This is a genomic window from Arthrobacter sp. PsM3, assembly GCF_030433895.1.
GTDB lineage: Bacteria > Actinomycetota > Actinomycetes > Actinomycetales > Micrococcaceae > Arthrobacter.
Window position 1 is genome coordinate 1 of the sequence record NZ_JARUXE010000005.1, and the last position, 23,791, is coordinate 23,791.

At 66.8% G+C, this 23,791-nt stretch carries 19 protein-coding genes and 1 pseudogene; 10 read left to right on the forward strand and 10 right to left on the reverse strand.

The window, feature by feature from the left end:
• Positions 1–151: 151 nt before the first annotated feature.
• On the reverse strand, positions 152–718 hold the full coding sequence (locus QCD75_RS03300) for a type 1 glutamine amidotransferase domain-containing protein (RefSeq protein ID WP_301225715.1): 567 nt from the start codon (positions 716–718) through the stop codon (positions 152–154).
• Positions 719–973: 255 nt separating this feature from the next.
• Between QCD75_RS03300 and QCD75_RS03305 the strand changes: the two genes are divergently transcribed.
• Both QCD75_RS03305 and QCD75_RS03310 read left to right on the forward strand, forming a co-directional pair.
• On the forward strand, positions 974–1,225 hold the full coding sequence (locus tag QCD75_RS03305) for a DUF2630 family protein (RefSeq protein WP_301225717.1): 252 nt from the start codon (positions 974–976) through the stop codon (positions 1,223–1,225).
• A 64-nt stretch (positions 1,226–1,289) separates the two neighbouring features.
• Complete coding sequence (locus QCD75_RS03310) at positions 1,290–2,264, forward strand: CapA family protein (RefSeq protein ID WP_301225719.1); 975 nt, start codon at positions 1,290–1,292, stop codon at positions 2,262–2,264.
• Here the strand turns inward: QCD75_RS03310 and QCD75_RS03315 are convergent.
• Entirely contained in the window at positions 2,187–3,314 is a 1,128-nt protein-coding gene (locus QCD75_RS03315; protein ID WP_301225721.1) for an LLM class flavin-dependent oxidoreductase, read from the reverse strand. The genes QCD75_RS03310 and QCD75_RS03315 overlap by 78 nt on opposite strands.
• Positions 3,315–3,520: 206 nt before the next feature.
• Between QCD75_RS03315 and QCD75_RS03320 the strand changes: the two genes are divergently transcribed.
• The gene (locus tag QCD75_RS03320; RefSeq protein WP_301225723.1) at positions 3,521–4,255 is read left to right on the forward strand and encodes a GAF and ANTAR domain-containing protein; all 735 of its coding nucleotides are present in this window, start codon (positions 3,521–3,523) and stop codon (positions 4,253–4,255) included.
• A gap of 29 nt (positions 4,256–4,284) precedes the next feature.
• On the opposite strand, the gene QCD75_RS03325 is transcribed toward QCD75_RS03320, so the two are convergent.
• The gene (locus QCD75_RS03325) at positions 4,285–5,034 is read right to left on the reverse strand and encodes a GAF and ANTAR domain-containing protein (protein ID WP_301225725.1); all 750 of its coding nucleotides are present in this window, start codon (positions 5,032–5,034) and stop codon (positions 4,285–4,287) included.
• Positions 5,035–5,242: 208 nt separating this feature from the next.
• On the opposite strand from QCD75_RS03325, the gene QCD75_RS03330 reads away from it, so the two are divergent.
• The 7 genes and pseudogenes from QCD75_RS03330 to QCD75_RS03360 all read left to right on the forward strand — a co-directional run bounded on the left by QCD75_RS03330 (position 5,243) and on the right by QCD75_RS03360 (position 12,931).
• Positions 5,243–5,467 carry a hypothetical protein gene (locus tag QCD75_RS03330; protein ID WP_301225727.1) on the forward strand — a complete coding sequence of 75 codons (225 nt, stop codon included), beginning with the start codon at positions 5,243–5,245 and terminating at the stop codon, positions 5,465–5,467.
• A gap of 63 nt (positions 5,468–5,530) precedes the next feature.
• Positions 5,531–5,848, forward strand: a complete 318-nt coding sequence (locus QCD75_RS03335) for a DUF6221 family protein (protein ID WP_301225729.1) — start codon at positions 5,531–5,533, stop codon at positions 5,846–5,848.
• Between the two features lie 180 nt (positions 5,849–6,028).
• Entirely contained in the window at positions 6,029–7,468 is a 1,440-nt protein-coding gene (locus QCD75_RS03340) for a S8 family peptidase (protein WP_301225731.1), read from the forward strand.
• A gap of 132 nt (positions 7,469–7,600) precedes the next feature.
• Complete coding sequence (locus tag QCD75_RS03345) at positions 7,601–9,484, forward strand: Na+/H+ antiporter (RefSeq protein WP_301225733.1); 1,884 nt, start codon at positions 7,601–7,603, stop codon at positions 9,482–9,484.
• A gap of 44 nt (positions 9,485–9,528) precedes the next feature.
• Positions 9,529–10,167: pseudogene (locus QCD75_RS03350) on the forward strand (NADPH-dependent F420 reductase); the annotation flags it as partial.
• A gap of 146 nt (positions 10,168–10,313) precedes the next feature.
• Positions 10,314–11,483, forward strand: a complete 1,170-nt coding sequence (locus QCD75_RS03355; RefSeq protein ID WP_301225735.1) for a glycosyltransferase — start codon at positions 10,314–10,316, stop codon at positions 11,481–11,483.
• Positions 11,480–12,931 (forward strand): lipopolysaccharide biosynthesis protein, encoded by a 1,452-nt coding sequence (locus QCD75_RS03360; RefSeq protein ID WP_301225737.1) that lies wholly within the window; start codon positions 11,480–11,482, stop codon positions 12,929–12,931. The genes QCD75_RS03355 and QCD75_RS03360 overlap by 4 nt, the downstream gene beginning before the upstream one ends.
• 27 nt (positions 12,932–12,958) lie before the next feature.
• On the opposite strand, the gene QCD75_RS03365 is transcribed toward QCD75_RS03360, so the two are convergent.
• The 7 genes from QCD75_RS03365 to QCD75_RS03395 form a co-directional block, all read right to left on the reverse strand.
• On the reverse strand, positions 12,959–14,827 hold the full coding sequence (locus QCD75_RS03365) for a hypothetical protein (protein ID WP_301225739.1): 1,869 nt from the start codon (positions 14,825–14,827) through the stop codon (positions 12,959–12,961).
• Between the two features lie 362 nt (positions 14,828–15,189).
• Positions 15,190–16,878, reverse strand: a complete 1,689-nt coding sequence (locus QCD75_RS03370) for a long-chain-fatty-acid--CoA ligase (protein WP_301225741.1) — start codon at positions 16,876–16,878, stop codon at positions 15,190–15,192.
• A gap of 55 nt (positions 16,879–16,933) precedes the next feature.
• The gene (locus tag QCD75_RS03375; protein ID WP_301225743.1) at positions 16,934–18,100 is read right to left on the reverse strand and encodes a cytochrome P450; all 1,167 of its coding nucleotides are present in this window, start codon (positions 18,098–18,100) and stop codon (positions 16,934–16,936) included.
• A 107-nt stretch (positions 18,101–18,207) separates the two neighbouring features.
• The gene (locus QCD75_RS03380; RefSeq protein ID WP_301225745.1) at positions 18,208–19,215 is read right to left on the reverse strand and encodes an aminoglycoside phosphotransferase family protein; all 1,008 of its coding nucleotides are present in this window, start codon (positions 19,213–19,215) and stop codon (positions 18,208–18,210) included.
• The gene (locus tag QCD75_RS03385; protein WP_301225747.1) at positions 19,212–20,573 is read right to left on the reverse strand and encodes a hypothetical protein; all 1,362 of its coding nucleotides are present in this window, start codon (positions 20,571–20,573) and stop codon (positions 19,212–19,214) included. The genes QCD75_RS03380 and QCD75_RS03385 overlap by 4 nt, the downstream gene beginning before the upstream one ends.
• A gap of 120 nt (positions 20,574–20,693) precedes the next feature.
• Complete coding sequence (locus QCD75_RS03390) at positions 20,694–21,485, reverse strand: glycoside hydrolase family 16 protein (RefSeq protein WP_301225749.1); 792 nt, start codon at positions 21,483–21,485, stop codon at positions 20,694–20,696.
• A 40-nt stretch (positions 21,486–21,525) separates the two neighbouring features.
• Positions 21,526–23,787, reverse strand: a complete 2,262-nt coding sequence (locus QCD75_RS03395; RefSeq protein WP_301225751.1) for a hypothetical protein — start codon at positions 23,785–23,787, stop codon at positions 21,526–21,528.
• Between the last annotated feature and the right edge of the window lie 4 nt (positions 23,788–23,791).

Genomic DNA, 23,791 nt, shown 5'->3' on the forward strand with positions numbered 1-23,791 from the left:
AGCGCTCTTCCAGGCTGACCTGTTCCGTCGCGAACCCGCGGACCCGGACGCCGGCCGGCCCCCCCCCCCCCCCCACCCCCCCCCGCCCCCCCGCCCCCCCCGTCCTAACAGGCCTGTGCCTACAGGGCTGTGCTGCTGCCGCTTTTGCTGCTTAGGCCGTTTGCCCGGCGTGCTCGCCTTCTGCGATTTCCTCCAGGAGTTTGTCGTTGAAGGCCGGGAGGTCGTGCGGGTTCCGGCTGGTCACGAGTCCCTGGTCGACCACGACTTCCTGGTCGCTCCAGTTGGCACCGGCGTTCTTCAGGTCGGTCTGGAGCGTGTGGTACGAGGTGACGTTGCGGCCGTTGATGACGCCGGCGTCGATCAGCAGCCAGGGTCCGTGGCAGATCGAGGCCACCGGCTTGTGCTGCTCGAAGAAGGCGCGGGTGAAGGCCTGGGCGTCCTTGTCGACACGCAGATGGTCCGCGTTGACGACGCCGCCGGGGATCACCAGGGCGTGGAAATCGGAAGCGTTCGCCTCCGCGGCGGTGAGGTCGACGTCGAATGTCTGACCTTTTTCGGTGCCGTTGTAGCCCTGGAGCTTCCCGCTCTTGGGAGCCACCAGCGTGGGCTCGCCACCGGCTTCCTTGACGGCGTTCCAGGGGCTGGTCAGCTCCACCTGCTCCACGCCGTCCGTGAGCAGAAAGGCGACTTTCCTACCGGCAATGCTGTGCTTTGACATGCGTCCTCCTCTGGTGCCCGGGGAGGTCCGCGCAGCCGTTGCACCGGCCCGGATCCTCCGCTCGGGGAGTTTGATGCCTTACAGGATTCACTCTAGGAAGCAACAAACTAATAAGCAAACTGATTATGTCGGCTCCGGCTGCCGCATGCTGCGCGTCGCCTGCACCCATTGACTCCGCCGGCTGACGGTCCTCTGGCCAGCGCATCGCGCCCTCGATACTCTGGCGGAAGGACCGCTACCCGAAAGAAGGCCGTGATGGACGAACAACATATCCTGGAACGCATCTCAGCGCTGGTGGACGAGGAGCAGGCACTCCGCGAGAAGGCCCCGTCCTCTTCGGCGGACTACGAACACGGTCCGGAGCATGCCCGCCTGAAACGCATCGAGGAGGATCTGGACCAGTGCTGGGACCTCCTGCGGCAGCGGCGGGCGAAAAGGCAGTACGGGGAAAACCCGGATGAGGCGGAGCCCCGGCCGGTCAAGCAAGTGGAAGATTACGAGTCCTGAGCTCCCGGAGCGGCCCCGCTGAAGAGCCGGGCCTGATGGGGAAGCGCTGACAGGCGGGTGTGCCATGTTGATTGCGTTGTTGGGCGACGTCATGCTGGGCCGGCTGGTGAACGAGCGGCTGAGGCGGGTCGGCGCCGAGTACCCGTGGGGAGATACGGACTCCGTGCTGCGCCGGGCCGACCTCACGGTCGCCAACCTGGAATGCGTCCTGGCCGCCGGCGGGGAACCCGAAGCGGGGAAGGTGTTCCATTTCCGTTCCGACCCGAAGAACGTGGAGAGCCTCCGATCCGCGGGGATCGGGATGGTGTCGCTGGCCAACAACCATGTGCTGGACTACGGGGTCAGCGCCTTCCGGGAGATGCTGCCGGTGCTCGACTCGGCCGGTATCCTGCATGCCGGTGCCGGATTGGGCCGGGATGCCGCCCAACGCCCCGCGGTGCGCAGGGTGGCGGGTACCGCCGTCGGGCTCATTGCCATCACCGACAACCAGCCGGGCTGGGAAGCGGACCGCGGGCCCGGCGTCTACTACGTGCCAGTGGATCGCACCGACCGCCGGGTGGCGGAACTTCTGGCCCTGGTCGGGCGGACGAAGGCCCGCGTCGGGCTCCTGATCGTCTCCGCGCACTGGGGGCCGAACTGGGGCTCCGGGGTGCCGTCCGAGCACCGTGAGCTGGCGCGGGCCCTCATCGGGGCGGGGGCCGACGTCGTCTACGGGCACTCGCCGCACATCTTCCGCGGCGTCGAGATCTTCCGGGACCGGCCCATCATCTACAGTGCCGGGGACTTCGTAGACGACTATGCCGTGGATCCGCTGGAGCGCAACGACCAGTCGTTTATCTTCCTGCTCGACACGGACGGGGGCACGCCCCGCACGCTGCGGCTGCATCCGACCGTGATCACGGATTTCCAGGCCCGCCTGGCAGGCGGGAGTTCCCGGCAGATCGCGGAACGGATGCAGCGGCTAAGCCGGCACCTTGGGACCGCGGGCAGCTGGGACGCCGCCGGCGGGTTCCTGGCGATCCCGCTCGCGGCCGGCTGAGCTGCCGCCCGGCACCGGCGGGGCCGTTCCGATCTCCCGGTTCACGGCCGGCATGATTTCGGTGGCCAGCAGCTCGATGGACCGGGCCGTCTCGGCAAACGGCAGGCCGCCGAGGCCGATCTGGGCCATGTAGCGGCTGTTGCCGAGGGTCGCCTGGATTTCCAGCAGCTTCTCGATGACCTGCTGCGGGCTGCCCACCAGAAGGCCACCGCCGGGCTCGGTCCAGTCATCGAAGGTGGAGCGGGGAAAGTGATCCACCGGGCGGGGCATGTTCTGTTCAAAGTAGGCCCGGTAGTAGGGGTAGAACGTGTCACGGGCCCGCTGCGACGTCGGGGCCGCGTAGAAATGCCCGCCGGCCCCCACCTGCAGGGAGGCTGGATCGTGGCCGGCGTCAGCGGCGGACTGGTGGTAGAGCTCCACAAGACGGCGGAACCGGGCGGGTCCGGACAGGAGGGCGACGAACAGGGGAAGCCCCAGGCGTCCGGCCCTTGCGAAACTCGCCGGTGTTCCGCCGACGCCCGCCCAGACGGGGAGCCTGGCCTGGACCGGGCGCGGCGCGATGTCCATGCCGGGGATGTTCTGGGTCAGGGTCCCCTGCCAGGTCACTGCGGCGTTGTTCCTCAGCTTCAGCAGCAGCTGCAGCTTCTCCTCGAACAGGGCGTCATAATCCTCCAGTTCATGGCCGAACAACGGGTAGGACTCGAGGAATGCGCCGCGGCCGGCAATGATCTCCGCGCGTCCGTCGGAGATCAGGTCCAGGGTGGCGAACTGCTCGAAGAGCCGCACCGGGTCCTGGGTGGAGAGCACCGTGACGGCAGTGCTGAGCCGCAGCGTCGTGGTTTCCCTGGCGATGGCGGCCAGCACGATTTCCGGGGCGGACAGGGCGAAGTCGCGCCGGTGGTGTTCGCCGAGGCCCAGGAACCCCAGGCCTGCCTGGTCCGCCAGTTTGGCGAGCTCAATGATCTCCTTCAGGCGCCGCTGCGGAGACAGTGCCGTGCCGGTGCTGAGGTTGCGGGAAAGCTCGCCGAAGGTAAAAATGCCGAAGTCCATATTTCATTGAACATTCAACCATCGGATTTCATTCCGACCGTCCGCTTCCACCGGCCACGACGGCGGTGCGTCGCGGCATCGTCATGCCGTTAGCCGCCGGGCGCCAAGCCGGGCTATGATTTAAGCGGACCGCCGTTTGAGGCGTCCCGGCTCAAGCAGGGGGCATTCGCAGGGTAGCTTTTGCCCTCACGCCATAAGGCCCGCAAGTGCTTAACCAGCCATTCAACCCACTCCCCCTCGATGAACTGACCGCCGTTTTCGCGCGCATCAAAAACCTGCTCCTGACCGAGGACAAGGTGGACCATGCGCTGCAGCTGCTGGTGCAGGCTGTCAGGGATGCCATCCCGGGATCGTGCGGGGCCGGAATTTCACTGTTCGACGCCCAGGGGCGCGGAAGCAGCACTGCGGCGACGGAACGGCTCGTGGAGCAGGCGGACGCCGCCCAGCACCATTTGGGGCAGGGCCCGTGCGTCGCTGCCTGGACGGCAGGACGAACCATCCTGGTGCACGATGCTGCCGCGGATGCCCGGTGGCCGCTCTGGAGCCAGGCGGTCGCTGCGTTGCCGGTCCGCTCCCTCGTCAGCACTCCGCTGGGCTCAAGCGGCACACCAATCGGGACCCTGAAGATCTACGCCGCCCTGCCGGCTGCCTTTACCGCCGCGACCGGGCAACTGCTCGAGAAGTTCGCCGTTCCGGCGGCCACCCTGATGGCCCATGTCCAGGGCCCGGAAACGCCGCGGCACCTGAGCGGGCCGTTCAAAAGCGCACTCGCCAGCCGCGACAACACCAACCGCGCCTGCGGGATCCTGATGGAACGCCACGGGCTGACTGCCGAGCAGGCCTTCCTCGAACTGCTGCGTCGTGCCCGGACCGACGGGACGCCGCTGTCGCGGGTCTGCTCCGATCTCACGGACGGCCCGCGCATGCCTGCCGTCGGCTGACGCGCGGCCGAAGCCCCTTCAGCCCGGCGTCAGCGCTTCTTGGCCATTTCCCCGCTGACCGTCAGCTGTTCCGCAACCTCGCGGAGCTTGATGTTCAGCTCTGAACTGGCCCGCGAAAGCAGCAGGAACGCCTGCTGGGCGGTGATCTTGTACCGCTCCATCAGGATTCCTTTGGCCTGCCCGATCAGGTCCCGCGTGTCCAGGGCCAGGGTGAGCTGGCTGATCTGCTGGCTGCCGGCGACGGCGACGGCGGCGTGCGCAGCCACGAGCGCACCGATCCGCTCCGATTCGGCGTCGAAGACCCCCGCGTCCTTTCCGAAAAGATTCAAGGCTCCGAGGTGGTCACCATTCACAAACAGCTGGAAGGACAGCATGCTCCGCGCTCCGAGCCTGAAGGCCTGCCGCGAGAACTCCGGCCAGCGCGTATCCGTGCTGAGATCGGGAACGCTGACAATCCGTTCATCGTAGGAGGCCTCCATGCAGGGACCCTGCCCGGTGTCGCTTTGCAGGGCATCCACCCGGCGCGGAAGGTCGCTGGACGCGGCACGCGATTCGATCGTCCGGTTGCCCGTGATCAGGCTGACCGAGGCCTCGGCAGCGTGCGGCACCAGCTCCAGCGCGGCGTGCACGATGCCGTCCAGCATGGATTCGGGGTCCTCCTTGTGCTGGAGCTCCCGGGCGATGTCGCCCAGTCGAACGGCCAGCGCGTCTGCACTGATCGGAGCGGTGTCCCGCGGACCCCGCGTCTGTTCCCCGGCTTCAGCTGAATTTGGCACCATTATGGCGCCCCCTTTTTGCCTCGTTGATTCCCGATGCTGCTCCTCATCGAAATATACCCCTGAGAGCGGTTCCCGGCAGCGTGACTGGGGCAAAAATCTAACCCCCAGGTAACCCCGTTCCAACGTTGTCGTGTGAGACTAGGGCATCGGACTCAATCGAGACTGGCAACCGAGCTGCACCGCAGACTCTCCAAGGAGCCACGCAGACATGAACAGCCAAGACCACCACGCCCCAGGCAGCCCCCAGATTCACGAAGGCAGCGAGACCCGGCCCGACCTCAGCAGCCTGCACGTCCGCGAGGACGTGGCCATCACCGGGCTCTGCGGCAACGTCCATCTGCCCACTGGCCGGACCTGCGACGTGTCCGAACGGCACGAGGGATCCTGCAACTTCGTTGGTCCGGACGCCGCGGAAAATCTGGCGGCACACTAAACACCAGGGGGTTACGGCAGCCGGGACTGGTTGCCGCCCGGGGACCGCGCGTACGCTCGCCGTGTGGACATTGTCGAATTCCTGTCCGAGCGGATCAGCGAGGACGAGGCGGTAGCACGGACCCTCCTCGGCGACCGGACCGTCTCGAAATCCGGAGCCTGGTACGAGCAGCGCCTGCTGCTCGAATGCGAGGCCAAACGGCGCCTGATCCGGATCGTCGAATCCGCCCGGCAGGCGGCGCTCGCGGAACTGGTCAGCGAGACCGGACAGGACGCAGGCTGGATCCCCCAGTCGCTGGAATGGATGGAACAGTCGCTCAACGCCCTGGCCCTGCCCTATTACGACCACCCGGACTTCGAGCAGGACTGGCTCCGCGCCTAGGCGTGTTGCCTGGTCGCCTCTCCGGCCGGGCGCCCGACGGCGGCAAGGTCCCGCCGTCGCCGGATTGCGGCCTGCTGGTCCCGGCCAAGTAATGCCAAAGGTCCGTGTGCAACGGGCATCCGCGGGCCTAAGCTATGACCGGGGGGCGCTCAGTAGCGAAGACGCTTAAGGGAGGCCACTATGTTCAGCCATGACCGCCGTCGGGGATCATCACGGGTACCAGCGCTTGCAGCCGCCGGGCCGCGCCAGAACCCCGGGACGGCCGCGCCTCCCCCCAAAAGAAGGCCACGAATCCGACGCATCGTCGGGATCCTGGCAGCGTTCAGCCTGGCTGTCGCCGCAGGCGTCGTCGCGGCGGTCCCCGTAAGCGCTGCCGACCAGGAACAGAAATACATCGTGGTGCTGAAGGACAGCGCCGTTGACGCCGGCACCGAAGCCGCGGCCCAGCAAAGCAGCTATGGCCTTGCCGTTTCCACGGTTTATCGCAATGCCGTGAACGGCTACGCCGCCACGATGACGCCGTCCGTCGCGACGCGCCTCGCTGCTGATCCGGGCGTTGACTTTATCACCGTGGCCAGGGAATTCCAGAAGCCCTTGGACCCCTCGCCGGCCGCCCAAGTAGCGCCGCACTGGTGGAAGAGGATCGGCGGCACCGGCCCCGCTGACGGGCAGCACGGCACAGCGGACCCTGTGGACGTCAACGTGGCGGTGATCGACAGCGGCATCGACGGCACCCATCCGGACCTCAATGTGCGCGGCGGCATCGACTGCTCCTCCGGCTCGCCGGTCAAGGTGACCCCCACGGACAAAGTCGGACACGGGACTTTCGTGGCCGGGGTGATCGGTGCCAAAGACAACAACCAGGGCGTCGTCGGCACGGCGCCGGGAACCCCGCTGTGGTCGGTACGCGTAGTGAATGACGCCGATGTGATCACGGAAGAAATGCTTATCTGCGCCATCGACTGGGTGACGGCAACGCGCACGGACAATGACCCGGACAACGACATTCAGGTGGCCAACATCAGCATCGGCGGCCCGGGCGCCGACACCGCCAACTGCGGCAAAGGCATTGATCCGATGCACTATGCGATCTGCCGCTCGGTCAAGGCCGGCGTCGCTTACGCTGTGGCCGCCGGAAACTCCGGCGCGGACATCGCCGGCTTTGTCCCGGCCACCTACGACGAGGTGCTGACCGCCACGGCGATGGCGGACTTCGACGGCAAACCGGACGGCCTCGCGGCCCCGGTCTGCGGAACCGAGGACTGGACCAAGTTCGGGCAACTGGACGATCGGCCGGCGTTCTTCTCCAACTACGCCACCGACCCCAAGGACAAGGCCCACACCGTCGCCGCCCCGGGGGTCTGCATCTCCTCCACATCTCCAGGAGGCTACGCGGTGGCCCACGGAACCAGTTTCGCGAGTCCCGTCGTCGCCGGCTCGCTGGCGCGGTGCATCAGTAACGGGGATTGTGAAGGCTCGGGCAAGGCAGTGATGTCACAGTTCCTGGACATCACTGCCGAGTACAACAAGCACCACCGGGGTTTCGGCTTCGAGGGCGACCCGTTGCGCCCGATCGAGGGGAAATATTACGGATACCTCGCCCAGATCGCGTGGTACTGACCCGGCCCGGGGAACAGGGACAGGGGACGGTCTCCGGTCGCGGCCGTGCCAGAGACCTTTGCCCCCGGCACGGCCGCATCGTCCCCATCGGCCGCGGGCACCCAGCCCGGCCGGGCCTGACAGAATAACCCCATGGAAGTCGCCCTTGGATTGCTTGCCCTCACGTCGGTGATCTGTGCGGGCAGCGCGTTGGGGCGGAAAATCAATGTCTCCGTGCCCCTGGTCCTCGTACTGGCAGGCGTCATCGGTTCGTTCCTGCCGTTCATCCCGGACATCGAGTTGAACCCCGAACTCGTGCTGGTGGGGTTGCTGCCGCCCCTGCTCTACGCCGCAGCGCTGCAGACATCCTTGTTCGATTTCGGCTCCAACCGCCGTGACATCGGTTTGCTTTCAGTCGGCTACGTCATCTTTGGCACGATCGCAGTGGGCTTCGTCGTCTGGTGGCTGTTCCCCGAGATTCCCCTCGCGGCCGCGATGGCCCTCGGCGCCGTCGTGGCACCGCCGGACGCCGTCGCGGCGACTGCCATAGCGCGCAAGGTGGGCATGCCCCGCAGGATCGTCACCATCCTCGAAGGCGAGTCCCTGGTCAACGACGCCACCGCCCTGGTCTGCCTCCGGGCGGCTATCGCCGCCATCGCGGGCGCCGTCTCAGCGGCCGGGTTGGCCGGAGGGTTCCTCCTCGCGGCCGGCGGCGGTCTGGCGGTGGGACTGGCTGCGGCCTACGTCCTGACACAGCTGCGCAAACGGATCCGGAACGTCGCAATCAACACCTCCCTTTCCCTGATGGCACCTTTTGTCGCCTACCTCCCGGCGGAGGCAATCCACGCCTCCGGGGTCCTCGCCGTCGTCGTTGCGGGTCTGGTGATGGGCACAAAGGCGCCGTCCATGCCGAATGGCGCAGCGCGGCTGAGCCAGCGCAGCAACTGGCACACGGTGCAGTTCCTGCTCGAGAATGCGGTCTTCCTGCTGATCGGCCTCCAGGTCAGGACCATCATTGAAGGGGTCCAGGGCGACTCGCTGGGGCCATCCCGGATCTGGGCCGGCTGTGCCGTGATCCTGCTGTCGGTGCTGCTGGTCCGGCCGGTCTGGGTGTTTCCTGCGACCTATCTGCCGCGGCTGGTTCCGGCCATTCGGCGGAAGGACCCGGCTCCGCCGTGGCAGTACGCTGCGATAGTTTCCTGGGCCGGCATGCGCGGTGTGGTCACCCTCGCGGCGGTGCTGGTGCTGCCGGCGGACCTGGAACACCGTTCCGTGCTGATTCTGGCAGCCATGGTGGTGGTCGGCGGAACCCTGACGCTGCAGGGCTTCACCCTGCCTTCGCTGGTCCGGCTGCTCCGGGTGCAGGGACCGGACCAGCGTGAGGATGCCCTGAACCAGGCGTCCTTGATGCAACTGGCCACGGCGGCAGGTATGGCGCGGCTGCAGGAACTCCGGACCGACGCCGATCCCCCCGAAGTCGTGGCGATGCTCAAACGGCGGACCCAGGAACGCGGGCTGGCGGCATGGGAGCGTCTCGGCCGGCCTTCGTCGGAGGCCGCAACGCCGAGCCAGCGCTACGCCCACCTGCGGCTGGCGATGCTGGACGCTGAACGGGACAAGGTTCTGGAGTTGCGGCGGGGCGGCGGGTACCCGCATGAGGTCCTCAGCTTGGTACTGGACCGGCTGGACGTTGAAGAATCGATGCTGGACGCGGCAGTGGAGGACCTGGACATGTCCAGCGGCGGCGGCGGCGAGGGTGTGGCCCAGCCGGGCGGGGTCTGCGCGCACCTGGAGTCCGCGCGGGATCCCGGGATTCCCGGGGTTCCGGATAACCCGTATTGCGCGGAATGCGTCCGGGAGGGTACGACGCCGGTCCACCTCAGAATGTGCCTGGCCTGCGGCACCGTGGGGTGCTGCGATTCGTCGCCTGGAACCCATGCCTCCAAGCATTTCGCCGCGACCGGCCATCCCGTCATGCGGAGCATCGAACCGGGCGAGGACTGGCGCTGGTGCTACGAGGACGACCTTCTGGGCTGACAGCAGCACGAAATATCCCGGGCCGGCCCGGTGTTTGCCCGCGCATGACAACAATCGGAATCATCGGTGCAGGACATATTGGCAGCCAGCTAGCTCGCAAGGCGGTGCAGCTCGGGTACGAGGTCGTGATAAGCAACTCCCGCGGGCCCGAAACCCTCACGGAGCTCGTCGCGGAGCTGGGCCAGCATGCCCGGGCAGCCACGGCGGCCGAGGCGGCAGCGGCGGCCGACTTCGCCGTCGTCACCGTGCCGCTCAAGAGCGTCGGCGCCGTCCCGGTGGAGCCGCTGGACGGCAAGATCGTGCTCGACACGAACAACTATTACTGGGAGCGGGACGGCCGGATCCCGGCACTGGACAACGGCGAGACCACCACCTCGGAACTTCTGCAGGAACATCTGCCCGAGTCCAAGGTGGCCAAGGCGTTTAACCACATCATGTCCACGCAGATCAGCACCGACGGGACACCCGCCGGCTCACCAAACCGCCGTGCGCTTGCCACGGCCAGCGACTTCCCGGAGGCTGCGGAACTCGTCACCAGGCTCTATGACGAGTTCGGCTTCGACACGGTCAACATCGGCCTGCTGTCCGAGAGCTGGCGTGTGGAGCGGGACCGCCCGGCCTATGTCGTGCGGCAGGACGCAGCTGAACTCAAGGAGAACCTGGACCGGGCGCCACGCACCATCTGGGACCTGGGCGGCGCCGGACTTGACGGCGGCGCGCTGGACCGCCGCCGGCCGTGTCCGGGGTGGTCCGCAGGTCCGGGTGCGCGCTCCCGGAGCTGCGGCGTTCGTCCCGGCACAGCGATTGGGTGGTCCAGTACACTCGTGCAATGAGGCTTCTGTACATTACAGAAAGTGTGCCCAACCGGGACCCCGTGTTCGGGGACGGCAGCTCGATGATTCCTTATGAGATTCTGAGGAATCTGCCGGCCCACGTGGCAGTAACCCTGCTGACATACTCGGGCCCGGTCGGGCTGCCGGACGAGGTCCGCAGCCGCTGCGAAGGCGCGCAGGTCCTGACTCCCCGGAACCGCAAGGCAGCGCTCGTGCGGTCCTTTGCCGGGCTGGCCGGCGCGGGGAAGCACGAACGGGCCACTGCGGAAGCCATTTCGACGGCGGCCAGGCTGTCGGCCTGCAGCGATGCCACCCTCATCCACGGCCCGCACGCGCTCTTCCTCGCCCGGCATGTGCAGGGACCGGTTGTGTTGCAGACAGTGGACCCCTGGTCGATCCGGACCGGGATGGACACCGCCATCGCGCCCCGATTCCTGCGGCCGGCCTACCGGCTCAGGGAGCGCCGGACACTGCGGGCCGAACGCCGGCTGCCCGCACGCGCCCGGCTCCTCACCGTGGGGGCAAAGGACGCCCTCGAATGGTCCCAACGCCTGGGGCGGCCGGTGCGGAGCATCCCGAACGGAGCCGAGCAGGCTTTCCGCGGCGCCGCAAGGCAGGCCGGACCGGTGGTCTGCTTCGTCGGCAGCCTGAACTACGGGCCCAACATCGACAGCGCGAAAGTCCTGATCAGCACGATCGCCCCCCTGGTGTGGGAGCAGGTACCGGACGCCCGGTTTGTCATCGCCGGCCGCCGTCCCGGGCCCGAGGTCCTCGCCCTGGCCGGCCCCCGGGTGGACGTTCTGGCCAATGTGCCCTCGGTCCTCGACGTGTTCCAGTCCGCCGACGTGGCAGCCTTTCCCGACGAACACGGCGTCGGGATCCGGAACTCGGTCCGCGAGGCGCTGGCCGCCGGCCTTGCCGTGGTTGCCACGCCGGTCGCCGCCCGCGAACAGGATCCTCATCCCCTGCTCACCGTCGAACAGGACACCGGGAGGTTCGCCCAGCACGTCGTGGACCGGCTGGCGGGGATCCGGCCGGTCCCTGCAGGGCGTGCCGCCGATGCCGTCCGGACCTGGCAGACAGTCACGCACGAATATCTGGAGGAGCTGCGCAGTGCGATCCATCCGGGCAGCGCAGGCCTGCCGCTTGGAAGCTCGCCGGCATGACATACGCCCCCGGGGAACTGGCCCGGACCGGTGTCCGGGGGGCCATCTGGCAGGGGATGGCCTTCGCCAGCGGGAAAATCATCGTACTGGTGACGACTATCGTGCTGGCCCGGCTGCTCTCTCCCGACGAGTACGGCCTGGTGGCCCTGGCGCTGGTCCTGATGGGCTACGCCGAGACCATTGCCGACGCCGGAGTGGCCCAGGCGCTGGTATACCTGCCACGCACCGGTGTCATCGCGAGATCCGCGCTGCTGATCTCCGTGGTGCTCGGCTCAGTCCTAGGCCTGGGCGCCTTCCTTGCAGGGCCCCTGATCGCGCAGATCTTCAACCTCCCCGACGTCGAACCGCTGGTCCAGGTCCTGGGGATCTCCGTACTGGCCACCTCGCTCGGCGCCGTGCCCGAGGCCCTGCTGCGCCGGGACCTGCAATTCAAGAAGCTCACGGCGGCTCCCGTTATCCGGGCCGCCACGATGGGCACTGTGACCCTTGCCCTGGCATTTTCGGGCCACGGCGCCATGTCGCTGGCGGTGGGGACGGCTGCCGGTTCCGTCGCTTACGCAGCGACGTGCTGGTTCCTGGTTGGCCGGCGTGCACCGTGGCAGATCTGGCGTGTGCGCAGGGACGCTCTCCAAGCCAATGTGAAATACGGCGCCCCGGTCGCCGGCAGCAGCATCCTGGCCCGGCTGATCTTTGACATCGACTACCTCATCATCGGCCTGCTACTCGGGGCGCATGCGCTGGGCTTCTACACGCTGGCCTTCCGGTTGCCCGAGGTGCTGATCCTCAACGTCTTCTTTGTCCTGTCGACTGTGCTCTTTCCCCTCTACGCCCAGGTGCGCGGCGAGCCGGAACGGCTCCGCGCCGGCTACCTGACCAGTGTGCGGATCCAGTCCCTGTACGGTGTGACCACCGGGGTGGGGCTGGCGGTTGTGGCGCCCATTGTGGTGCCGCTGGTCTTCGGCGAGAAGTGGCTGGAGGCCGTGGTGCCGCTGGTCTTCCTCGCCCTCTACGCCGCGGCCCGTTCCCTGGGCGCTGGTGCCAACGACGTGTACAAAGCCATCGGCCGTCCGGGTCTCTCGATCTGGGTATCGCTGGTGCGGCTGGTCATCCTGCTGCCTGTCCTGCTGTACGCAACCCAGTGGGGCATCGTGGGCGTCGCGTGCGCACAGTTCGTCGTCGCTGTGGTCTTCGCCGTCGGCATGCAGCTCGTGGCTGCCAATGTCATCGAGCTGCGGGCCCGCGAACTGCTCGGCGCAGTGGCTCCCGGGCTGGTCAGCGGGGCGGCCGTGGCGGTGGCGGGACTCGGCGTCCTGGCGGCGCCGGTCCTGGGCGGAGTGACCACCCTGGTCTTGGTTGTTCCCACGGCCGTTGCCGTGGTCTACGCGATTATTCGCTTCGGCTTCCGGCCCCTGCACGACGAACTGGTTCAGCTCGTCCGGCGCCGCTGAGCCCGAACAGCCGGAATAGCCCCAGACTCAGCGGTCCCGGTTCTCCGGCCGGCGGCCCGTCACGGTTCCCTCCGGGACCGCCACGTCGAACAAGCGGACCATCAGGGCCAACCGTGCAATGACGGCCTTCGCCAATCCGAAGCGGACTCCCTCGTGCAGCGACAGGGTGTCCAGGACCGCGGTGGCTGACGCTGTCGGCACCAGGCGCTCCGGGCTGTCCAGGTTCGTCGCGTGCCAGTAGACGCTGACGTCTTCGAAACCGTGCCGCTCAAAGGTGCGCTTCCACCCGGCCAGCGTGCGCGGGCCGGAGCGCCGAAGGAACGACCGTTTCACCTGGGCGCAGATCCACCCGCCGGGCTGGACCGCGGCTGCGGCGTCCTCGAAAAGCGGCAGCGCAGGCTCCCTGAGCAGAACAACCTCAAATGAAGCGGCCGGGGTGCCGTCGCGCGGCGACTGGATGCGGACGGCGCCGGGGTCCAGCAGATGGAGCGCCGCCATCAGGTCCGGGCCCACCGCGCCGCCGTAGCCCACGCTGCGGGGCTGCAACACCGGCACCAGGAAGCGCCAGTCGAGCAGCCGCCATAAGTGCAGCGAGAGTGCGGCAGCATCGCCCGGGCCTGACCCGGAGGTCTCCGGCGTCCCGGGGCACATCCGGCCCCACACCGTTTTCGTGGCCAGCCGCTGGACCAGGTGCTGGGGCTGTGCGGCGTCGAGAATGCGGGCTCCCGGCAGGCTGTCGGCCAGCTGGAGATAGGACTGCCGCCATTTCTCCAAGATGTCCGCCGTGTGTTCGCCCTTCCGGGTGAACATCACCTCCCCCGGAACGTCCAGGATCAGCAGCAGGTCAGGAGCCACGGCCAACCGCACTGCCAGGGCGTTGGACAGGCGGGTTTTGGGTTGACTGTCCGCAGCGCCGGGCAGCAGGGCGTCGTAGGCGACCCGATCCATCAGCACCACCCGTCCGCGGAACCGGTGGTACCGGGCGGCCATGCCGCCTTTGAGGACCCGGAACATCTTCTTCGTGGTCCGTCCCCCGGGGACCCGGTGGAGCCAGGCGTCCCAGGGACCCGCACCCCACAGTCCCATATAGACGTAAGCGGTGGGGATCGGGAACTCGGCGCGCAGGCCGTGGAGCAGTGTGGTCTTGCCGGCCCCGTCAGGGGCCATGACCCCCACCATCAGGCCCCGGCCCGGGAGCCTCGGGCTGAGCTGGCGCAGCCCGCGGTTCGCCAGGGCGAGTGCCTGCGTGCGCAGGGGCGCTCCGGCGGTCCAGCCGGACCTCAGCCGGGCGGCCATGGCGGGCGCATCGTCGAATCTGCCGGACCGCACCAGTTCCAGCAGTTGCGCGGCGGCACCTGCCCCGCCGCGCTGATCCAGGTACTGGGCGATACGGTCCTCCGGCATCGCGACGGCGGCGGCAGCCCGGGCGGTTTCTTTCCGCTGCGGCTGGATCTCCCCTTTGTCCAGCGCCAGATGGAGCAGCTGCAGCCAGGCGTGGTCGGACGGCGCCGGCATCCACAACCCGCCGTTCCGGACCCGCCGCTCGAGGCAGCCCGGCGCCAAGGGGGTCCGCCACTGCTGGAAGGGCCCGAAGGAGATCTCCGTGACAATGTCCAGTTTCAGCCACAGCTCACCGGAGTCCGCGTAGCCGAAGTAGAAGCGGTGGCTTCCGTGTCCGGCGGCGCGCACCCGGCACAGCCCGATCCCGTTCATCAGCCCGTCCAGTCCCGGCAGCAACCCGGGGGCCACCAGGATGTCCACGTCGCCGGAGGGCGCGGCGAGGTCGTCCTCGCCGCGGAGCAGGACCCAGGGCAGCCCCGTTCCGTCAAGGGCGCTAAAGGCCTTGGCTACTGTCGGGTGCACGCTCGGCTGGCCGGTGCGCGGGTCAGCAGTCATGGGCGCCGCCGTCGGGCGTGTCCCGGCGGGGTCCGGGCGCCGCTGCGAAGCGATGGGACCATGGGCGTGAGACCTCCTTGGCCGGGTTACCAGTTAGCTGCCACGAGGAGCTGCTCGCCACCGCAATCAGCTGCATCATTCACGACACACCAGCGACCAAACAGCCGTGGTAGCTGAAGCCTACGGTCTGCACCGCCGGGTGTCACCCGTAGCCGTTTCTGGCCCGGGCCATCCGGATCCACTTGAGCAGGGCATGGTTTCCACGAGTACCTACTCGCCCAGCCAGCCCTGGCCGCCAGAGGTCGGCGGCGCGCGCCTCGACTGGCGAGTCATGCCGTCGCCAGCTCTGTTCCGACCCGGAGTCAAAGCGTCGGAAGCACCCTTTCGCGTACCTGCTTGCGCAGGATCTTGCCGAGCATCGAACGCGGCATATCAGGGATGGCAACGATCCGCTTGGGAACCTTGTACCCGGCGAGGTGCTCGCGGCAGTGACCGCGGAGGGCGTCCTCGTCCAGCGTGGCGCCAGGTTCAAGTTCGACGGCGGCGACCACCATCTCACCTCCCCGCTCGAGTGGTTTGCCGACGACGGCAGCGTCCATGACGTCCGGGTGCAGGCGCAGCACCGACTCCACTTCGGTGGGTGAGACGTTGAAGCCGCCGGTGATAATGAGCTCCTTGGCCCGGTCAACGATCGTGGTGAAACCGTCCTTGTCCACGGTCACCACATCGCCGGTCCGCAGCCAGCCGTCGGCGGTGAGGGTCTTGGCTGTTTCCTCCGGGTTGTTCCAATAGCCCTGGAACACCTGCGGGCCTTTCAGCAGCAGCTCCCCCGGTTCGCCCGGCGCCACCTCGGATGTGGGATCGTGCAGGTCGACGACCTTCATGGTTGTCGAGGGGAACGGCACGCCAATGGTGCCGTTCCGGCGTGTGGGGTGGAAGGGGTTGCCCAGCGCCACCGGAGAGGACTCGGTCATGCCGTAGCCCTCCACGAGCAGCCCGCCGGAAACCGATTCCCACAGCTCCACGACATGATCCGGCAGGTTCATGGCCCCGGAGATGCAGTACTTGCAGGACCGGAGCGAGATGCCCTTCTCTTTGGCGGCCATGGCGGTGCGCTCATAGATCGGCGGCACCGCGCAGTAGACCGTGGCGGGCGACTTCTTCATGGCATCCAGCACCAGGTCCGGGTCGAACCTGGGGAACAGCACAAGCAGGCCCTGCTTGCGGATGCCGTAGGTGAGATAGAGCGTCATGCCGAAGGCATGGAACATCGGCAGGATCGCGTAGAAGACTTCCTTGCGGTACTCGGCCCCCTGCATCCAGGCCTCACCCTGGAGGGCGTTGGAGTACAGGTTGAAGTGGGTGAGCATGGCGCCCTTGGGACGGCCGGTGGTTCCGGAGGTGTACTGGATCGCGGCGAGGTCATCCACCGAGGGGCGGGGATGTTCCGGAGCGAGGCGTCCGTGGCTGAGGAGCTGCTTCCACGGGATGGTTCCCGGCGCAGGGCCGGTCAGCGCCGCACGGGACTCACGCAGTTTCTCGACGGGCAGCTTCAGCGCAAGGCGCTTGATGGCCGGAAACGCCTCGAGGAGGTTCACGGAGACCACATGGTCAATCTCGATGTCGGACGGGAAGTCACGGATGGCTGCCGCGGCCTTGTCCCAGGTGATGACGACGCGGGCCTGGTGGTCCTCGAACTGGTGGCTGAGTTCCCGGGAAGTGTACAGCGGGTTGTGTTCGACGACGACGGCGCCAAGGCGCAGCACCGCATAAAAGGCGACGACGTGCTGCGGGCAGTTCGGCAGGATCAGGGCCACCCTGTCACCGGCGCGGACACCCAGCCGCCGCAGGCCCTCGGCGGCCCGGTCGACCTGTTCGCCGAGTTCGGTGTAGCTGGTGCGGCGGCCGAAGAACTCCAGCGCGGGGGCACTTCCAGCCTCAGCCACGGAACGTTCCAGCATGGCGACGAGCGACTCGGTAGGCAATTCGATGTCAGCCGGGACGCCCGGCTGGTAGTTCTTCACCCAGGGCCGCTGATCCGTGTTCTCCATGGTCACATCTTGCCGTGAACCGCGGTCCGTCGGCGAATCCGGGGCAGCCTTGCGATCAGGCTGCCTGCCAGCGGGCCGGGAGCGACTTCAGCCCGTAGATGATGGTGCTTTCCATCCGTTCGAGGCGCGATCCCGGGTCCAGGGTCAGTCCGGGCAGCCGGGACAGGATGCCCTCCAGCGCGATCCTTGCTTCAAGTCGCGCAAGCGGGGCCCCGAGGCAGAAGTGGATGCCGTGGCCGAACGCCAGATGCCGGATCTGGTCCCGGTCGATGTCGAACCGGGCGGCCCGCTGGAATTGCCGCTCGTCGCGGTTTGCGGAGCCGATCCAGGCCACCAGCGGGGCGCCGGCAGGAATCTGAACGTCGCCGAGGGTGGTGTCGGCAACCGTCACCCGGTACATGGACTGGACGGGTGACCGGAAGCGCAGCACTTCCTCGATGGCCTGCGGAAGCAGGGATGGCTCCGTCAGTAACCGCTCCATGGTTCCCGGCACTTCTGTAAAGCAAAGGACCGCGTTGCCTATCAGGTTGGTGGTTGTCTCGTTGCCGGCGACGAGCAGCAGGGCGCAGAAGCCCAGCAGTTCGGCCACGCTCAGTTTCTGCCCGTCAATCTCGGCGGAAAGCAGGTTGCTGATCAAATCGGTGCCGGGCCGGCTCCGCCGCTGTTCGATCAGGTCCAGGAAGTACCCGGTCATCTCCGCGTTGGTGGCCTGGTGGTCCTCATTCGTCGCACTGGTCCGCGTTTGGCTCACGATGACATCGGACCACTGCTTGAAGCGGTCACGGTCCTCGGTGGGGATGCCCATGAGTTCCGAGATCACGATGACCGGCAGCGGGTAGGCCAACGCCTGGATCAGGTCCGCGGTTCCGAGGGCAGCGATCCCCTCCAGAAGCTCCTTCGTGAGATTTGAGATCCGGGGAGCGAGCGCATCGACAGCTTTTGGCGTGAACGCCTGGGTCACCAGTGAGCGCAGCTGCCGGTGCCGCGGCGGGTCGGTGGTGATCAGGCTCGAGGCGAACAGGTGACCTGTCTCGGAGGAATCCTCGCCGCGCATCCGTGAGGAAAACCTGGCATGTTCGGACAGCACCCGCTGCACGTCGTCGTACCGGAAGACGTGCCAACTCCCCGACTGCTCGTCGTGAAAGACGGGTGCGGCTTCCCGCATTCTCTCGTAATGGGGAAAAGGATCCAACGGATTGTCGTTGGCCGGGGCGAATTCCATGACTGGCCTCTCTGCTCAACCCGGCGAGGTATCGGCCTGGCCGATCCGTCGGGGCGTCGGATTATTGGACCGTGGGACCCTGATTTTATCCAAGCCAGCCCCCCACGTCAGTAGCTCGTGACGACGTGCCGCCAGAGCCAGAAATCGCGGTCGTCCAGGATAGCGGCCCGCAGCTGCGCCGACCCCGGCGCCGGTACGTCCTCGGAAGCAAGCCGGAAGGACAGCGTGGCGGTCGAGCGCGCCCAGGCCGCAATGACCAGCAACGGGAGCAGCCCCGGATCAATGTCCCTGAACACCAGATGCTCACGCAGTGGCGCAAGGGCCCACCCGCCGGGCCCGAAGGCTTTGTCGAAGGCCGCAAGCTGGGCGACCCGGGAAAACGCCATGTCGGACGATTCACTGAGGTATTGGAGGTAGAAGACGAGGTCGTGTGCCGGCACTCCGTAGAGCGACGACCGTTCCCAGTCCATGACCTGGAGCCCGCCGCCGGCCTGCACCAGGAGGTTCGGGTGGCTCAAGTCGGCGTGTTCGAACACGGCCGGCAGCGTGCTGTCCCGCAGTGGCCCCAGCAGTTCGTGGGTGCGGCGGACCAGTGCGGACACTTCGGCGTCCCCCGGCAGCAGCGAGGCGAGGGCCTCCAGCGGGCGCTCGACAGTCCGCCCGTACCAGTCCCCGTTGTCAGGTCCCGGCCGGGTGCAAGGCAGGCCGGCTACAAAGTCCACGCCCAGGGCGACCGCCCCGGCGAGATCCCCGGCGACCCGTTGCGGGTCCAGCGGAATTCCGGTCAGAGCGGTCTCCACCAGGACGGTGTGTTTCCCCCTCTCCAGGGTCGCCACAGTGTGGGGGATTCCTTCCACCCGCCCGCCACTGAGGGCGGTGAGCTGACGCAGCATTTCCGCCTCCCGCTGGACGCCTTCGTTATCGCCCGGGCACCTCGGTACCTTGACCACAAGGGCGGGACGGCGGGTTCCACCCGCGAAGATCAGCCCCACCACGTGCCGGGAGGTGGTGAATTGCGGCGTAATCATGACGGTGTCCCACTGCGGGCCCAGCCCGAATGCCGCGAGGCCCCACTCGTCGTAGTGCTCGCGAAGTACTGAGTCGATGAAGTTCACGGCTGCTCCCCGGGTTCCGGCGCCTGCGAATCGGGCTGCGCGGATTCGGCCGGGCCGGGGGCGGATCCCGCCAGCTGTCCCACGACAGTACCGGTGGCAGCGCGCTGCAGGAGCGGCTGAGGCTGGGCAACATCAGGCACCCACGTCCTCGGGTGCCGCTTCGCCTTTTTCAGATGGGCGTGACGCCGTATTTCGAAGACCTCGGCCAGGTGCCCGCCGTTCCCCGGGAACGAGATCCGGCCAGGCGCGTCGAGCACGAGCAGCGCGTCGGGGTCGGGCCCCAGCGCAAAGGCCGTGGCGGATTCGGTCCTGCTTCCGGCAGTGGTCCCGGCTGAACCCGGCATTGGAATGTCGTAGGCCGGCCGGTGTGCAACAACCTTGTGGCCCCGAAGGCAATGGTATTTTGCGGCCAATGCGCCCCGGAGCTGCCTGATGAGTGTCAGGCCGCGCCGCCCGCCCGGAATCCGCGTGATCCAGCTGTCCCATCGTCCGGGCCCCTGCCTGCCCAGGGACATGTAGCGGCTGTGAATGGGAAAGTTCTCCCAGAGCCGGTGCAGCAGCGTCGTCCTGCCCGCACCTTCCGGTCCCGTCACACCAACCACAAGCCCACGGCTGAAGCGACTGGGGAAGGTGGGGCTGAGCAGCCGGAGCACCCTGTTTCGCAACACGGTCAGGCGCGTGCGCAGGGGTGCGTTCCGGGTCAGGGCTGACGCCATGCGCAGGGCCGGATCACGAAAATCGTCAAAGCTGCCAGACCGGACCAGCTTCAGCAGCTCCGCGGCGGTGCCGGGTCCCACTTGCCGGTCTACGTACGCCGCGATGAAGTCGTAAGTCGAGGCCAGCGCGCCGGCGACCCGGACGGTTTCCATCTGCTCAGGCCGGACCGCCCCGCCCTTGTCCAGCATGGTATGCAGGAGCTGGAGCCATGCCTGCTCGGTTGTTGCGGGGAGCCAAAGCAGTCCGTTGCGGATGCGCCGTTTGAGGCAGCCACCGGCCAGGGGGGTGTGCCACTGTTGAAACCGTCCGAAGGAGATCTCCGAGACGATGTCCAGTTTGAGCCACAGATCTTCCTCGGCGTCGTAGTTGAAGTAGAACCGGTGGCTTCCGTGCCCGCGGGCCAGGACCCGCCGGAATCCCACACCAGCCAGCAGCGCGTCCATGCGCTGGCTCTGGCCCTCTCCTACGAGGATGTCCACATCGCCGCGTGGTCGGACCAGGTCATCTTCGCCGCGCAGCAGCACCCAGGGCAGTCCGGAGGCGTCGAGGGCCCGGAGCGCCATCGCAATCGTCGGGTGAATATCCGGCTGCTCGCCGCTCCATTCCCCGGGATCGGGCTGGCGGTTTGTAGGGTCTTCCATGTGCTGCTCCCCTGTAACAACGGAAATGATGGCTGGCGAATCCTGCCGGAGAAGTCCCCCAAAACACGTCGGTTCGTGCTGCATTAGGCCTTCACCTCCGTCCCGGTGACGGGTGGGAGGCTAGGGCGCGTAGGCATACTGCACGACCCAATCGATTTCCAGATGTCCGGAAGTTTCAGTGTCGGGTGAGAACGAGTCCGCTCCATCCTTGGTCTCAGCCTGCAGGGTCACCCGCATATTGGTGTTGGGAACCCCTTCGGAAATAGAGGTCTCACCCACTAACTCCCCGTCCCAGAACCACTTCACTTTGCCGGGCGTCCATTCCGTCGTCGCCACATGCCAGTCGGTCGCGTCGGTCCGCGAATAGTAGCGCGTGGAAGGGTCGAACCGGGCCGGTCCTTTGAGTGTCGAATCTTTGATGGCCGAGACGCCGTACATCTTCCCGATCAGTTCGCCTTCAGGCCAGTCGATCTCGCCCTCAATCCAGTCATCGCTCGAGGGCCAGAGCATAAAGGCGATTTTGTAGCCAGGCAGCTTGTCGGACCGGAACCGGATCGAGTAGCGGCCATAGGTCTGGCCGGCGTAGCCGAAGGGGACAACGCTCGCTACCCGTGGCGTGCCGTTCTTCGAGTGCAGGTAGTAGTCGAGTTTTCCGCTTTTCACAGAGAGCACGGAATCCGGTGTGTAGCGACCCTCGCCGGAGGTGTCCTCGAGATCGTGATAACCCCGCATGTCCGGGCCATAAACCTCACCCACCTGGCCCATCCGGGCCGGCGTCGTGAAGTCCTGGGCGCCGGTTTGCTTCCAGCCCGGGAGGTCCCCCACGGGCATACTTACCGGCATGGCGGTCGTCGAGGATCCCCGCGAAAAAAACCAGACCACGGCGATCAGGAGGGCGGTGGCGACGACCATCGCCACAACTCTGGCGTAAGTCCCGCCTCCGCTGCCCAAACTAACCCGTTTTTTTGATTTGGTAGATGCGGACGGCTCCATTGTCGAATACATGATCGGCTTTGTCCCCTGCAGCTAGCTCCCGTTCAAGAGCGGGGAGCATGTTGACATCGAATAGTTTGTCTTTGATCGCTTTTGCAAGCTGGGAGTCAGAGAAAACGACGAAGATGCGCTCAGGTTTCCAGTTGTTGTTTGCGTAGCGCTCCACATCCTCCGGTTTCACGCGTCCGTGGGATTTCTGGATGAACTTGGTCAGCGAGGTGACCCTGCCCCATTCCAGGTAGCTGGGGTAGTTCGGCCCTATCAGGAGCGGAAAGAAAGCGTTGGTCTCAAAAATTACGTCCCCGGCCCCCACACGTGCGTCGAGCCATTGCGCCGCCGCCACGTCTTCCTTGGGTACCCGGAATTTAGCTTCCTGCTGGAAGTACACAATCGTGAACAGCACGGCCATGATGGTCAGTGAAGCGGTGGCCCCCAGCACAGCTTTCCGGGTTCGAACGGGCCCCGACCAGAACAGCCACGCCGCGCCGACCGCCAGCCACGGGAGGGCGAAGAGGAAGACTCGGAACTTGGCCTCCCCGCCATACGACTGACCGAGGAGCCAGAACATTGGCGCCACCGCCAGCCAGGCGACGATAACCGTCTGCCGGACGTTGCCTCGAAGCATGTTGCGGACGAAACCTGCCAGCCCGAGCAGTCCGACGATGAGCGAAAGGGCATCGGGAGTGCGGGACAGCCAACGGGAACCGTCGTCGATCCCGCTGACTGCGGGCAGTGTGTAACTTGCGTTCTTGAAGAAGTTAAAGCCGCTGAAGACGCCGTACTTATGGGCCACGAAGTCGAGGTTGGGCAGCAGGTACACGAACGCCATGAGCGCCAGCACCGGACCGATCCACTTCGGCCTGAAGTAGCCGAAGACGAAGAGCGGGAACAGCGAGAGGATGGCCATGTATGGAGTCAGCTGATGGCTTACGACCGTCACGGCCTGCAGGAAGAGAATTGCCAGCGCCGCCGGCAGGACCATGGCAGTGCTCGGGTGGGGGGCATGAGTCTGCGGACCGGCCGGGAGCCCCCGCCTAAGCCGCTCCTGCAGCCTGTGCAGCCGGCCCTCCACCTGGGTGGCAATGCGGATCGGCGTGCCGCGGAGGAAGGTCAGTGCGATCAGGCACATCGTCAGGTACAGGGTGTAGGAAAATGCCTGGGGTGAATAGTAGTTCTGGTTCACCCAGTTGCTGAGGGTAAAGACCAGGGCCGCGGTCCAGTAGATCCGCGGGTTGGAAGTGAGGGTCCGCGCAATGGCGAGGACGATCACGACGTCGAGCATGGCGAAACCGAACTCCGCCAGGGCCGCATAGTCCACAGCGTTGCGGTAGCCGACAACTTCACCCATGAAGGCGCTGACCGAGAAGAAACCCGGCCACCGGTTGTAGATGTCGATCGAGGGATCCACTTGGCCCGTGGCCCCGATGTAGTTCGTCACGGCGATGTGTTTGTAGGACCAGGGCAGCCGGGGAACACTGATCACCATGGCCGCCGAGGCGTAGAGCATGGCGACGAGCCCCGTCGTGGAGGCTGCCAGGAAGCCGGTGGACGCCATTTTTCGCGCCGCGACCGCCCAGATACACAGCGCCACGACAGCGGCGACGGCGACGAACCAGATCAGCGGAAACGTTGTCAGCAGCCCCCTGCTACCGACGAGGTCTTCGCCCGTCAGGGCCAGGGCCACGCCCCACAGCAACATGGCGAAGCCCAGGGCGGCCCACGGCAGATACGCGGACGGACGCCGGCCCCGGAACGCCTCCAGAGTCCGCAAGGAGCGCCAATTGAACGTACGTCCGCGGACCGGATGCCCGTGAACTGAATGCCGCCCCGTTCCAGTCCCGGCGGGAAATAGGGCGACCAAAGCCGATGCCGCAATCAGGATGGCGGCCGCCACGGGCCGGGGATGCCACAGGTGGGTCCACGCCATGATCACCGCTGGAACGGTGTAGACGGCTGCGCTAAACGCCACGGTCCAGACCAACCGTGCGGCCGGATCGGCGTCGGGAAGCCGCCGGACCAGGACCCATCCTGGCAGCACGAGACAGCCCAGGAGGGTCACGGGCGCGAGCACCGGACCGCCCAGGTCACACAGAATAAGGACGGCCAGGAGGAGGCCGGACCCCGCCAGCCCAAAGTCAATAGGCCGGTCTACCCTCAGCGCCGACACCGATCGCTTCGGAGACTCGGGGGTTGGTGTTTCGTCGTGGAGTAAGAGACTCATATGG